10 protein-coding genes are annotated in these 14,644 nt (G+C 39.4%); 4 read left to right on the top strand and 6 right to left on the bottom strand.

Translation table 11 applies throughout. The annotated features are described in order from the left end of the window. Nucleotides 1-67: 67 nt before the first annotated feature. Entirely contained in the window at nucleotides 68-1,963 is a 1,896-nt protein-coding gene (locus HDE68_RS09650) for a DEAD/DEAH box helicase (protein WP_183881275.1), read from the top strand. Then, complete coding sequence (locus HDE68_RS09645) at nucleotides 1,920-2,255, top strand: hypothetical protein (RefSeq protein ID WP_183881273.1); 336 nt, start codon at nucleotides 1,920-1,922, stop codon at nucleotides 2,253-2,255. Before HDE68_RS09650 ends, HDE68_RS09645 begins: the two co-directional genes overlap by 44 nt. On the opposite strand, the gene ggt is transcribed toward HDE68_RS09645, so the two are convergent. From ggt to HDE68_RS09615, 6 genes are all read right to left on the bottom strand, one after another. After that, nucleotides 2,244-3,941, bottom strand: a complete 1,698-nt coding sequence (gene ggt, locus HDE68_RS09640; protein ID WP_183881271.1) for a gamma-glutamyltransferase — start codon at nucleotides 3,939-3,941, stop codon at nucleotides 2,244-2,246. The two genes, HDE68_RS09645 and ggt, sit on opposite strands and share 12 nt — an antisense overlap. A 113-nt stretch (nucleotides 3,942-4,054) precedes the next feature. Then, nucleotides 4,055-6,835 (bottom strand): TonB-dependent receptor, encoded by a 2,781-nt coding sequence (locus HDE68_RS09635; RefSeq protein ID WP_183881269.1) that lies wholly within the window; start codon nucleotides 6,833-6,835, stop codon nucleotides 4,055-4,057. 206 nt (nucleotides 6,836-7,041) lie between these two features. After that, nucleotides 7,042-7,359, bottom strand: a complete 318-nt coding sequence (locus tag HDE68_RS09630) for a hypothetical protein (protein WP_183881268.1) — start codon at nucleotides 7,357-7,359, stop codon at nucleotides 7,042-7,044. Between the two features lie 110 nt (nucleotides 7,360-7,469). Continuing rightward, a complete protein-coding gene (locus tag HDE68_RS09625) occupies nucleotides 7,470-8,468 on the bottom strand; it encodes an NAD(P)H-dependent glycerol-3-phosphate dehydrogenase (RefSeq protein ID WP_183881267.1) in 999 nt (332 codons plus the stop codon). Nucleotides 8,469-8,543: 75 nt separating this feature from the next. Next, entirely contained in the window at nucleotides 8,544-9,899 is a 1,356-nt protein-coding gene (locus tag HDE68_RS09620; RefSeq protein ID WP_183881266.1) for an efflux RND transporter periplasmic adaptor subunit, read from the bottom strand. Nucleotides 9,900-9,935: 36 nt separating this feature from the next. After that, on the bottom strand, nucleotides 9,936-11,312 hold the full coding sequence (locus HDE68_RS09615; protein ID WP_260171727.1) for a TolC family protein: 1,377 nt from the start codon (nucleotides 11,310-11,312) through the stop codon (nucleotides 9,936-9,938). Nucleotides 11,313-11,401: 89 nt separating this feature from the next. On the opposite strand from HDE68_RS09615, the gene HDE68_RS09610 reads away from it, so the two are divergent. Both HDE68_RS09610 and HDE68_RS09605 read left to right on the top strand, forming a co-directional pair. Next, entirely contained in the window at nucleotides 11,402-12,019 is a 618-nt protein-coding gene (locus HDE68_RS09610; RefSeq protein WP_183881264.1) for a polysaccharide deacetylase family protein, read from the top strand. Nucleotides 12,020-12,306: 287 nt separating this feature from the next. Continuing rightward, a complete protein-coding gene (locus HDE68_RS09605; protein WP_183881263.1) occupies nucleotides 12,307-14,577 on the top strand; it encodes an aconitate hydratase in 2,271 nt (756 codons plus the stop codon). The last annotated feature ends 67 nt before the right edge of the window (nucleotides 14,578-14,644 follow it).

Raw genomic sequence — 14,644 nt, 5'->3', positions numbered from 1 at the left:
TTTGGTTATGTACCAAACAAATACCAAAAATTAAGCTTACCTTTGCGGCTTAATAAATAAAGTTAAAATGATAAACCCATTTAAATTATTGGGGATAAGTGATGACGTTGTTAATGCCGTAAAGGATTTAGGTTTCGAAAATCCAACACCTATTCAGGAGCAAGCTATTCCTGTGCTGTTAGAGGGCAATAATGATTTTGTTGGTTTGGCCCAAACAGGAACAGGAAAAACAGCAGCATTTGGTTTGCCGCTAATTGAACTGATTGACTTCAAGATGAATAAGCCTCAGGCTTTAATTCTATGCCCTACTCGGGAGCTGTGCTTACAAATTGCCAGCGACATCAAAAATTACTCAAAAAACACGCCTGGTGCTAGTGTTGTTGCCGTTTACGGTGGCGCGAACATTGTGCAGCAATTGCGTGAAATTAGAAACGGTGTACAAGTAGTTGTAGCTACACCGGGTCGTATGTTAGACATTATCGGTCGTAAGGCTATAGATTTCAGCAGTGTGAAATATGTAGTTCTTGATGAGGCTGACGAAATGCTAAACATGGGCTTCCAGGAAGACATTAATGATATCTTGTCTACTACACCTGACGACAAAAAAACCTGGTTGTTTTCAGCTACTATGCCTCCTGAGGTTAGAAGAATAGCTAAAAACTACATGGACAACCCTACTGAGTTGACTATGGGAACCAAAAACACGGGTAACGTAAATATTGAGCATGAGTACTATGTAGTACGTGCCAGAGATAAATATGCTGCCTTGAAACGTATTGTAGATTTCAACCCTGAAATTTTCGCAGTAGTTTTCTGTAAAACCAAAATGGATACACAGGATGTTGCTGAGAACTTAATTAAGGATGGTTACAATGCTGATGCTTTGCATGGTGACTTATCACAACAACAACGTGATAAAGTTATGCAGCGTTTCCGTGACCGTAACATGCAATTATTAATTGCTACTGATGTTGCAGCACGTGGTATCGATGTTAACAACGTAACCCACGTTATTAACTATTCATTACCTGATGAAATTGAAAGTTATACCCACAGAAGTGGTCGTACAGGAAGAGCTGGTAAATCTGGTGTTTCAATCTGTATCATCAACTCTAAAGAAACTGGAAAAATCCGTCAGATTGAAAGAATCATCGGTAAACAATTTACTAAAGCTGAATTACCTACTGGATTTGATGTTTGTGAAAAACAACTTTTCTCACTGGTTCACAAAGTTCACAATGTTGAAGTAAATGAAGCACAAATTGAGCAGTACATCCCAAGAATCATGGATGAATTTGCTGAATTAAGCAAAGAAGAAGTGATCAAACGTTTTGCATCTTTAGAGTTTAACCGCTTTTTAGAGTATTACAAAAATGCACCTGATTTAAATGCAGCTGCTAACGACGAACGTGGTGAACGTTCTGAGCGTGGCGCAAGAGGTGCTAGAAACAGTGATTTTACCCGTTTGTTTATCAACGTAGGTTCGGTAGATGAATTTACAAGAGGTGACTTATTATCTTTTGTATGTAACAATGGTAAAATCAGTGGAAAAAACATTGGTAAAATTGACCTTAAAGGTGTTTATTCATTCTTTGAAGTTGAAAATGCTATTGTTGATTCATTGTTCGCAAATTTCAAAGACATCCAGTTCAATAACCGTAGTGTTAGAATTGAAAAATCTGGCGACGCTCCTGAAGGTGGCGAAAGAAGAGGTGGCGGTGAAAGAAGAAGCTATAGCGGCGGTGGCGACAGAAGAAGTTCTGGCGGTGGCGGTGAAAGAAGAAGCTATGGTGGTGGTGAAAGAAAGAGTTACGGCGGTGGCGAAAGAAAAAGCTACGGTGGCGGTAATTCTGGCGGAAGCGGAAGACGCGAAGGTGGAAGCAGCGCTGGAGGTTTCAGAGATTTCTCTGGTAAACCACGTGAAGGCGGAAGCGGAACTGGCGAAAGAAGACGCAGATCTTAATCTCAACTTAAATATAAAATTAGCAGCCCGATTTATCGGGCTGTTTTTTTTTGAAAGGGTTTTTGGGGAGGGGAATAAAAAAAGGAACCATAAAATAGGCTTGTCTGATTTGATATTTGGGTTAAGGTATAAATGTTTGCAGTTTCTTTTGGCATTTCTCCTTCCTTCTTCACGCATAGGTTATACCGCCAAAACTCTTTCATTTGTTGGTTGGCGCGTTATTAAGCGCATAAAAAAACCTGCCGGAGTCAATCTGGCAGGTTTATGTTTTTTGAGGGTTTTAGTAGCCTAAACCTTTATCCGTACCTCTTGGGTCTGCACCTGTTTCCAGGGTTCCGTCTGGCTTGACCAGGATAGCATCTACACGTCCCATCGGCTTACGCTCTGTTATTTTATAGCCTTTGTATTCTAGTTTGACTCTTGTAGCATTGTCAATTGCTCCTTTTTCCACATATACCTCATCAGGTAACCACTGGTGGTGGAATCTTGGGGCTGCAACTGCCTGCTGCATGTTTTGTCCAAAGACCAGTACATTTAATATCGTCTGGAAAACTGAGGTAATGATAGTTGATCCTCCAGGGGTCCCTACAACCATTTTTAATTTCCCGTTTTCTTCCAGAATTGTCGGGGTCATTGAACTCAGCATTCTCTTGCCGGGAACAATTGAGTTGGCTTCCCCGCCAACCAGACCATACATGTTTGGAGTACCCGGTTTTACAGAGAAGTCATCCATTTCGTTGTTCAGGATAAAACCACCACCATCTACTACCACAAGTGATCCATAAGCACCGTTCAATGTTGTTGTCGCAGATACTGCGTTACCTTCGCTGTCTATGATGGAGTAATGCGTAGTTTCTTCTCTCTCTATAGGGGCCAAAATACCAGGTTTTACCCCGGAGCTTGGGGTAGCTTTGTCAAAACTGATTCCTTTAGTTCTTGAATTGATGTATTCAGGGTTTAACAGGGCAGCCTGAGGCACTTTAAAGAAGTCAGGATCTCCTAAATAGGTCGCACGGTCTGCGTAGGCCCTGCGTTCTACTTCGACCATAAGCTGCACTGTAGAGTCTCTCTGAAAACCCCATTTGTTCAATGGGTAATCACTAACCTGCTGTAACATCGTAATTAATGAGATACCACCACTGGACGGTGGAGGCATAGAGATTACTGTATAGTTTTTGTATTTACCAGTTACGGTTTTTCTCCATACAGACTGGTAATCTTTTAAATCTTTTGCTGTGATTACACCTTTGGTATTTTGCATGGAAGCGACTATCGCCGCTGCAACTGGTCCTTCATAAAAACCTTTTCTGCCGTTATCCCTGATCAGTTTTAAAGTTTTTGCTAATTGTGGCTGTCTTAATAAATCACCAGCTTTCCACAAACCGTCCTTATTAACAAAGGCTACCGGCTTCTGGTTGTATTTTAAGAATCCTTCTTTAAGACCATTTAATTCTGAAGCTTGCTGAGCAGTAATCTGAAACCCGTTTTCTGCCAGCTCTATAGCAGGCTGAATATCTTTTTTCCAGCTTAGTTTACCATATTTATTATGGGCTTTTACCATCCCATCGACAGTTCCGGGAATTCCTGTTGCTAATGCACCGTAAAGGCTTTTATCAGTAATTGCATTTCCCTGAGCATCCAGATACATATCTCTGGATGCTTTTTCAGGAGCTTTTTCTCTATAATCAAGAGCATCAGAATCTCCACCTTTACCCCTGTAAACCAGAAAACCACCACCACCAATGTTCCCCGCATCCGGATAAACTACAGCCAGGGCAAATTGTACGGCTATTGCCGCATCAATTGCATTTCCGCCACGTTTAATAACTGCAACCCCTACTTTAGAAGCTTCCGGATGTGCAGTAACGACGGCTGCATGCTTAAACTGGTTTTCCTGCCCCTTTGCTGTAAAGGATACCAATAGCCCCAGACATAAGGGTGCTAACAACAGGTTTGATAATGATGTTTTTGTTTTCATTCTAAGATAAATTATAAAAAAATTCCTGCTGCTGAGTTTTGAGCCTGTTAAGATTTGCTGACTCAAAACTCAGCGGCAGGAAAACGCATTAAATTTAAAGAATTATATCGGAATTAAAAGTTCAGTGATAGTCTTGTAAATACATATCTGCCAAGGAAACCAAATTGTGGCGCCTGATTAGGATATAATATACCTGAGGTTCCTTGTGAACCCAATAATAATTCCTGAGGATAAACATCAAATAAATTGTTTGCCCCTACAGTGATTTTAAGATTTTTAGTTAAGTTATAACCTGCTCCTATATCTGTAATTACCCTGCCTGTAAGCTCTTGTCTGTTGGCAACAACGTTGGTAGGCTGAGAAACTTTACCGAAGTATACGTTACGCAAAAAAACATTCCATTTATTGATGGTATAATCGAAGGTAAGATTGGATTTTATACGTGGAGTAACTTTCTCAATCAGAATACGGCTGGCATCATCCAGATAAGTACTCTCTTTGCCTGCAAGTAACGGAGATGCATGTACCGGGCCTACAATAGAGGTCTTAGTAAAAGTCGTTGCCCAGTCTGTTCTCAGGTTACCTGCACCCAAAGCAGTATTATAGGACAGGACTACATCAAGTCCTTTGGTCTCTGTATTTACGGCATTGGCAAAGAATCTTGCAGTGGTCGCATTTGCTAAACGTAACAGGTCATAAATCTCTTTGTCCTGCGGCGATGCAGTTGGTGAGTTATTTCCTGTAAATTGTCCGGTATAGATTACCCTGTCATTGATTCTGATGAAGTAACCATCAACGGTAATTTTTAGCTTCCCAAGATTAGAAGTGAATCCTGCACTTAAACTTTTAGAGGTTTCTTGTTTTAATTTAGGGATACCCAGCAGCTGTGCAATACGACTGTCGTTTGCAAAAGTCCCTGACTCTACAATATTCCCATCTATATAAACTGATGAGGTAGAACTAAAGTATTGCTGATGAAGAGAGGGTGCCCTGAAACCTGTACTTGCCGCAGCACGGAACAGGAATTTATCAGAGAATTTATACCTGGCCGCCAGTTTACCATTCAGTGTAGAACCAAAGTCTGAATAGTTTTCAAATCGTGCTGCCGCATCTACCAATAGCTTTTCTGTGAAGTTTAGTTCCACATCTCCATAGGCTGCAATCGAGTTACGGGATTCGTTGGTTAAATTTGCATTGCTGATTCCAGGGAAACCTTGTGCCCCGCCTGCATAAGCAACACCGTTAGGTGCAAAACGGGTGGAGATATTACCATTCGCATCTGGAATGAGAATTGGCTTGCCTGTGCCGTCTACCCCTACCTGCAGTGCATTGCCGTAATTTCTCCATGAAGCTTCTTCTCCTGGCTTGATCTTATAATTTTCATATCTGTTTTCAAATCCGAAAGCTACGTTGATTCCATTTAAAGGACCTTTAAAGAAACGGGTAAAGTCTAAATTGGTTGTATTTTGTGCAAACTCATAACCTCCTGATTCAAATGAAGTAGGTGAAGCGGTGAGCATTGAGGCGTTTAAGCTATTCGCTGTTTTAAAATCGATTACATTTCTACCATAGGTATTACTGAAATCTGCTTTCCACTCTCCTAATTTTCCTCTGATACCAGCTGCAACAGACTGATCAAGACTGTTTGTTACAATTTCTGGTAAAAATCCGTTTGGATAAATAATGGCATTATTCTGGTTGAGCTGGCGCGGGGTACGGTAAAAGGCATTAGAGATCCCATTTCTATAGTTTACCCCTCCAAAAGCGTAGATTTCGGCGTCCTGTGCAACAGGAATAACTGAGTTAAAGAATAGTGCCCCTCCCCTGTTTTTTGATTGCCCGATATTCGGTACAAAATCAGATCTGGTCTGCCCTCTTCTTGCCAGTTCGGCATCGGTAATATCAACGCCGGTAGGGGTTGGATATAAGCCCGGATTGTTATAATCTGTATAAATGACACCACGATAAGGTGTCGTACGGGAAGCAAAATCTCTGTAATCGTAAGAACCTGCAAGATTCAGGAAACCTCCCTTATCACTTAATTTCACCCCATAGTTTACATTAGCCTGTATAGTTTGACCATCAAGGCCATCAGAATGTTTGCCGGTATACCCTCCGCCAGAGACATTAGCTGTAAGTTTATTTACATCGTCATTTAAGATGATATTGATCACTCCTGCAATTGCATCTGATCCATACTGAGCCGCAGCTCCGTCACGCAGAATTTCTACTCTTTTTATAGCTGAAGTAGGAATTGCATTAAGATCGGTACCTACAGACCCTTTACCCAAACTTCCATTAATGTTCACAAGGGCAGTAGTATGTCTTCTTTTCCCATTGATTAAAACCAATACCTGGTCCGGTCCTAAGCCACGTAAGGATGCAGGGTCAATATGATCTGTTCCATCGGTCAGACTCATCACATTTGAGGTGAAAGAAGGGGCTATAAAATTCAGGATCTGGTTCAGTGAAACCTGGGGAATGTTCTGTGTGATTTTTTTAATATCAACAACATCAACCGGAACCGGAGTGTCCAAATTGGATCTCGGCGCACTTCTTGAGCCTAATACGACTATATTTTCAAGATTATTATCATTGGATAATAACTGAAAGTCGAGATCTTTAGTCTCATTTTCGGCTATCGTGATTTTCTTTTGCTGTGTCTGATAACCTATATAAGAAACTGAGACAGTATAAGTGCCGCCTTTTGCCAGCTTAAGCTGATATTTTCCTGTGCTGCTTGTACCTGCCTTCTGGCCTGTACCGATTACAGAAATGGTAGCACCTATAATCGTTTGAGAGGTGTCACTTATCGTGCCTCTTATGGTTTGGGCTTGCGTGGTCAGTGCAAGAGCTGTAAAAAACAGGATGATTGAGTAGAGTTTAATCTTCATATGCAATTGTTTAGGTTTGGGTTTAGGTTTGTCAATAAACAGGTTTCTGGTTATCAGCTTTTTCAAATATATTCTTATTCTGATTAAAAACTACTTATTCAGTAGACATTAATAAAAACAGATGGTCATTTAACGAATAGTTGATAAAAAAGAGCAAAAAAAATCCGGACCTTTCGATCCGGATTGCATTTATGATTACGATCTGACTATTTGCCAGCTGGTTTGTCTTTAATCTGAGAAGCTTTAAGATAAACTTTAGCTCCTTTTTTGTTTATATAATACTTCCGGTTTTTTCCATTGATATAAACATCTGAACCATCTGGTGCAACTTTACCTTTATAGGTTTTGTCGCCTACTTTTGAAACTCCTTTTACTGCAACTTCTGCTGTCTTATTACCAACTGCCGAAGCTGTGTTTCCGATTTTTTCACCAACAGTTTTCTTTTTTTCCTGTGCCTGAGTAGAAAGAGAGACTGTACCCGCTAATGCCAGGGTTAATAAACCCACTAGATATTTCTTGTTCATATTATAGATTGTTTTTAAGTTTCCATTTGCAGAAATGCAGTTTCTCTTCGCTGGAAACTGAATTTTATACAGCGGTATACTGTATATAACAATCTGATAATTATATTGTTTTAATTTAATTGTTCTGTTAATAATGTCATTTCAATCTGCGGAGAATGACGTTCATAGAGGATCGCATAAACAGCGCGGCAAATAGGCATTTCTACTTTATATTTCTTGTTGATCACATGCATACAACTCGCTGCGTAATATCCTTCAGCAATCATATTCATCTCCAGCTGGGCAGATTTAACGGTATAACCCTTTCCTATCATATTTCCGAAAGTCCGGTTACGGCTAAACTGAGAATAAGCAGTGACCAGAAGATCTCCTAAATAAGCAGATTCTTTGATATCACGATTGATAGGATGTACAGCTTCTACAAATCGCTTGATCTCGCGGATTGCATTTGAAATCAATACGGCCTGGAAGTTATCCCCATAACCAATACCATGACAGATACCACTGGCTACGGCATAAATGTTTTTGAGTACCGCAGCATATTCAGTCCCAAAAATATCATCCGATATATTGGTTTTGATATATCTTGTATTCAGTAATTTCGAGAAACTGCCTGCAATTTCCAGGTTAATTGAGGCTATAGTCAGGTAAGATAGTTTTTCAAGTGCAACTTCTTCTGCATGACATGGTCCGCTGATTACCAGGATATCATTCAGGGGAACATTGAACTTCTCGTGCATAAATTCACCGATAATCTGATTTTCGTCGGGTACTATTCCTTTAATCGCTGAAACGATCTTTTTACCCGCCAGCATCTCTGGAGTAACGCCCCGCAAAGTTTCTTTTAAAAAAGCCGCTGGAACATTCAGAATTACATAATCGGCTTGTTTAATAATATGAGTGATGTCACTGGAGATATTATCTTCTGGTATTCTCAGCTCTACTGAACTCAGGTATTTTGGATTGTGTTTGTATTGCTTAAGGTGTGCAATAGATGCGGTATCACGCAGCCACCAATAGATCTCTTTTTCTGTAAGATTATCTGAAAGCATTTTTATGACAGCAGTTGCCCAACTACCGCCACCAATCATTGCGACTTTTGGTATCATGATATATAAATAAAAAATCCCGGCTTAATGTTTTAAACCGGGACAAATTACTTAATTTATTGCGAACAGCTTGTTTTACTTCTTAGCTGATTTGGAAACTGACTGATCTTTAACGTCTTTTTCTACTTTCATACCGTCCTTCAGTTTGTTCTGAACAGTTGAATATGGACCGCTTACAATCTCTGTCCCTTCTTTCAGACCACCTTTAATCTGGATATATTTATCATCCTGAATACCGGTTGTCACCTCAACTTTTTTCACTTTACCATCAGCATAGGTATATAGATATTGCTTAACTGCTTTATCTGTCAGTTTACTTTTCTGTTTATCTGCCGCCGGATCTTCATCCCCTTTGTCTTCTTTAGCAGCATCTTTTTTAAGCCCTTCAACAAATATGGCCATAATAGGAACTGACAAACTTTTCACAGAAGAACTTTGAATATCAACGGTAGCTGACAATCCCGGTCTGAAAGGTGAAGGAAGATCTTTTGCACCACCTTTAACCCCATTATATGAATCTGCTGAAATACGAACCTTTACAACAAAATTAGTCACCTGGTCAACCGTTGTAGCTGCCACAGCGATGTCTTTCGAAGAACTTGCTATTTCAGTAACAACTCCTTTGAATTTCTTATCATCAAATGCATCTACCTGGATTGCTGCACTATCACCTACGTTTACACGGTTAATATCATTCTCATTCACATCAACGTTTACTTCCATAGAATTCAGGTTGGAAATTCTCATCAGCTCTGTACCTGCAAATTGTGCAGTACCTAAAATCCTGTCTCCAAGTTCTACTGATAATTTAGAGATAACCCCGTCAACTGGTGAGAATACGGTTGCTTTTGCCAGGTTAGCACTCGCTTCCTGCACACCTGCACTCATTTGTGCAAGATTATATTTTGCAGCAACAACAGCCTGTTTTGCAGCCTCAAGATTAGTCCTGCCAGTCACAAAAGCTGCTTTAGCAGCATCATATTCTGCCAGTGAAATTACTTTCTTCTTGAATAGCTCCACATTACGTTTGAAAATTGCCTCCTGGTTTACAAAATTGGCCTGAGATTGTTTTAACTGCTCTTCGGATGAACCAACAGTTGCACGCTGTGCGCTATAAGATGCACTCGCCCTGTCTAAACCAGACTTCAATACATCAGGTCTGATCCTGAATAAAAGTTGTCCCTTTTTAACTACATCACCTTCTTTAACGCGCAATTCAACAACCTCACCGGATACCTCGGAACTCACTTTAACTTCCGTTTCTGGTTTAATTTTACCACTTGCAGTAACTGTTTCAACAATTTTTCTGACTGTAGCTTTTTCTAAAGTAACTTTTTCAGCTTTATCACCGCCTATTACTCCGGTCATGGCTCCGATAACTAGTAAGACGACCAGCGCCCCTACTGCGATGAGTATGTGTTTTAGTTTCATTTCTTTCTTTTTTATTTTTGAGTATTGCGGGCTTAATTAAAAGGCTATCTGTTTTCCTAAATAATAATCTATAACTTTTGATTTAAACAGTAAATCATATTTTGACTGTATAAAATCAACTTCTGCTTTGTTTCTATTTGTTCTTGAAGTATTATAATCTAATGAATTTACCAATCCTACAGCATAACGCTGTTCAATTACATTGAAAGCATCTTTTTGCGCATTAAAGGTTTTTTCATTTGATTTATATCTGCTGTCAGCGGCCCTTAAATCGGCTACTGCCTGAGCGATTACTTTATTTAAATTGTTCTTGGCCAGCTGCTCACTTACTTTACTGGTTTCGTAAGAGATCCTTGCTCTTTTCACATTTGACCTTGCAGTAAGACCATTGAAAATAGGGAACTTTAAAGAGACCTGAATGCCCTGATAAAAATTATTACTTATCTGATCATTAAAATGTGCATCAGGAGTAAGCAATGGTGATTTCTGACCTATAGAATAAGAATATTGTGACCCTATCGCGCCGCCCAGTGAAAGCTTTGGATAAAGACTTCCCTTAGCCACATCGACACCTTTTTCGGCTGCTTCTCTGTTTAACTGAGCCAGCTTGATATCCGGAAAAAATGAAAGAGATGTATTATAAACATCATTGGCATCGTATACCTTCTGTGCTTCTGCAATATCTTTAATCGTTGGCTTAACCACTGTATAATTCTGAGCATCCGGCTGCATTTCCATTAACTGTGAAAGCGTCAGATAAGAAATAGTCAATTGGTTTTGGGCATTAGTGACATTAAGTTCTGCTGTAGCTGCCTGAGCCTTTGCCTGAGAAATGTCAGCCAGGGTTTTATTTCCTGCATCTAATAAAGACTGTTCACGTCGCTCTGTTTCCAGCGCAACTAATAGTTGTTCTTTAGATGCTTTTAATAAGTCAGTATTAAATATCACTTGAAAATAAGCAGTAACCACCTGTAAAATAAGATCATTTTTCATCTTATCCAGATTGCTGTTCCCTGCAGCCAATAAGATTTTATTCTGCTTAATCTGGTTGACTTTTGCAAAACCTCCAAAGACATCTACTGAAGCAGTAAGATTACCATCTCCCTGATAAAAATTCTGAGTGATCAGCTGATTGGTTGCCGGATTCAGACTACGTCCATAGTTAAAGTTATTATTTACACCTGTACTCACGCTTGGGTAAAGGGCCGCTTTCGACTGCTCCAGGTTCACCGCTGCAGTTGACACGTTAAGTGAAGACTGCTTAATATTCAGGTTATTCTCCAGCATGCGGTCAATAGCATCCTGAATGGTAAGCGTCTCCTGCGCATGCAGGTTAGCAGACATACCTATCGTTACCAAACTAAAAGTAACGGCAAAAGCTAATTTTGAGAACATCGTATTATTAGTAAACATTTTCATTGGTTTTATATTTTTCTTAAATAAACAACTTATCGATTTTATCAATTTCTTTACAACCACTTGTAATTTCTTACATTTGGTCAATGTATCTGGTTAAATCACCTCTTTTATTAAAATGGTATTATTCATCTTTAGTCTGGAACAAAAGCAGGCATGACAAAGTCGTCTATTTAACCTTTGACGACGGACCTATACCTGTTGTTACAGAGTTTGTTTTAAATACTTTAAAAAGTTTCAATTGCAAGGCGACTTTCTTCTGTATTGGTGACAATATAAACAAACATGCTGAAATTTTTGAACAGGTTAAAAATGAAGGTCATGCTATCGGAAATCACACTTTCAACCACTTAAAAGGCTGGAAAACTGAGAATAAGACCTATGTTCAAAATTTCCTGGACTGCCAGAAATTAACGAAAACAGATCTTTTTCGTCCGCCATACGGACGAATAAAAAAATCTCAGATTAAAGAAATCCGCAAAATTAACCCACAGCTTAATCTGATTATGTGGGATGTGCTGAGCGGAGACTTTGATCTTAATCTTTCTCCTGAAAAATGCTATGAGAATGTGATCAAAAACACAAGGAATGGATCTATAATTGTATTCCATGATAGTCTGAAAGCATTTGACAGATTAAAGTTTGCTTTACCAGCTGCCTTAAAATATTTAACCGCTCAGGGTTATAAGTTCCATACGCTTTAATTTTTTTAATACCCTTTATCGAAGTTCAGGCCAAAAGCAAAACAGGTGTTTTTATACGCCCTGTCCTCTTCTGGAAGCATGATGTCTAAAAACACCTGTCCATAAATGAACGATATCGTTCATTTATGGACAGCCTGCTGCTGAATTGAATAGAAGAAGAGCATTTATTTTATTTAGAACATGTATAAATAATATAATGAACTTATATAGGTTACTCTGACCCTGTTTTTTTTTGTAAATTCGCTACAAATAATTTAAATTATATTACCTTTTAACACATATTATCAATGGCTTTTGATATAGAAATGATCAAAAAGGTGTATGCAAACTTTGGTCCCCGAGTTGAGGCGGCCCGTAAATTAGTAGGCAGACCTTTAACACTCTCAGAAAAAATCTTATACACCCACCTTTGGGATGAAAATACAAATACCTCCTATGTAAGGGGTACTGATTATGTAGATTTTGCTCCTGACCGTGTAGCTATGCAGGATGCAACAGCGCAAATGGCGTTATTGCAGTTTATGCAGGCTGGCAGACCGAAAGTTGCTGTGCCTTCAACGGTACACTGTGATCACCTGATTACTGCAAAACTAGGTGCAGAGCAAGATCTTCCTGCTGCAAATACAGAAAGTAAAGAAGTATTTGATTTCCTTGCTTCGGTATCAAATAAATACGGTATTGGTTTCTGGAAACCAGGTGCAGGTATTATTCACCAGGTGGTATTGGAAAACTATGCTTTTCCAGGTGGAATGATGATCGGAACCGACTCACACACAGTAAATGCTGGTGGTTTAGGTATGGTTGCGATTGGTGTTGGTGGAGCTGATGCCTGTGATGTAATGGCAGGTTTACCATGGGAACTTAAATTTCCTAAATTAATTGGTGTCAAGTTAACCGGTAAATTAAGCGGCTGGACTTCACCTAAAGACGTGATCTTAAAAGTAGCTGGTATCCTTACTGTAAAAGGTGGTACTGGCGCTATTGTTGAATATTTTGGTGAAGGTGCAACTAATATGAGTTGTACTGGTAAAGGTACCATCTGTAATATGGGTGCTGAAATCGGTGCTACAACTTCGACATTCGGTTATGATGAAAGCATGGAACGTTATTTACGTGCTACAAACAGAGCTGATGTTGCTGATGCTGCCAATGCTGTGAAAGAACATTTAACTGGTGACGCTGAAGTTTATGCTGATCCTGCTAAATATTTTGATCAGGTAATTGAAATTGACTTATCTACACTTGAGCCTTATCTGAACGGTCCTTTTACTCCGGATTTAGCAACTCCTATTTCAAAAATGAAAGAGGTTGCTTTAGCTAACGGATGGCCGATGAAAATCGACGTTGGTTTGATCGGATCTTGTACTAACTCTTCTTACGAAGATATTTCAAGAGCAGTAAGTGTTGCAAAACAAGTTGCAGAAAAAGGCTTAACGGCTAAATCTGAATATTGTATTAACCCTGGATCTGAGCAAATCCGTTTCACGATACAACGTGATGGATTTATTGATGTGTTCAAACAAATCGGCGCTAAAGTATTTACAAATGCCTGCGGACCTTGTATTGGAATGTGGGACAGAGTAGGTTCGGAGAAACAAGAGAAAAACACTATCGTTCACTCTTTCAACCGTAACTTTGCGAAACGTGCTGATGGTAACCCGAACACTTTTGCTTTTGTTGGTTCTCCGGAATTAGTAACAGCTTTAGCTATTGCAGGTGACTTAAGCTTCAACCCGCTGACAGATACTTTAACCAATGCAAATGGTGAGCAGGTAAAACTTGACGAGCCTACAGGATTTGAATTGCCTCCAAGAGGTTTTGCTGTTGATGACGCAGGTTATCAGGAACCAGCAGCTGATGGAAGTGGTGTTCAGATTTTAGTATCTCCAACTTCTCACAGGCTGCAATTGCTTGATCCTTTTACTCCATGGGAAGGTACAGACCTTAAAGGTTTAAGATTACTGATCAAAGCAAAAGGAAAATGTACAACTGACCATATTTCTATGGCTGGCCCATGGTTGAAATTCCGTGGTCACCTGGATAATATCTCTAATAATATGCTGATCGGTGCAGTGAATTATTTCAATGATAAAACTGATACGGTTAAAAACTTGTTAACTGGTGAATATGGCCCTGTTCCAGCAACACAACGTGCTTATAAAGCAGATCATATCGGAACGATTGTAGTTGGAGATGAAAACTACGGTGAAGGTTCTTCACGTGAGCATGCTGCAATGGAGCCCCGTCACCTTGGTGTTCGTGTAGTATTGGTGAAATCATTTGCACGTATCCACGAAACAAACCTGAAAAAACAGGGAATGTTAGGTTTGACATTTGCTAACAAGGAAGACTATGATAAAATCCGCGAAGATGATGTAATTGATATCGTTGGATTAACAACTTTCACTCCTGATGTACCTTTAACAGTGGTATTAAACCATGCTGACGGAACGAAAGAAGAGTTTAAAGTTAACCATAGTTATAATGCACAGCAGATCGACTGGTTCAAAGCCGGTGGTGCATTGAATATTATCCGTAAACAAGTAGCTCAGGCTTAATTATAGTTTTATAATTTATAAAAAAACTCCCGCTTTAAAACGGGAGTTTTTTTTATGCCTTTATTTT

Origin of the sequence: Pedobacter cryoconitis, from assembly GCF_014200605.1 — a bacterium.
GTDB classification, from domain to species: Bacteria; Bacteroidota; Bacteroidia; order Sphingobacteriales; family Sphingobacteriaceae; genus Pedobacter; species Pedobacter cryoconitis_B.
This window is presented reverse-complemented; position numbering and strand designations above follow the sequence as displayed.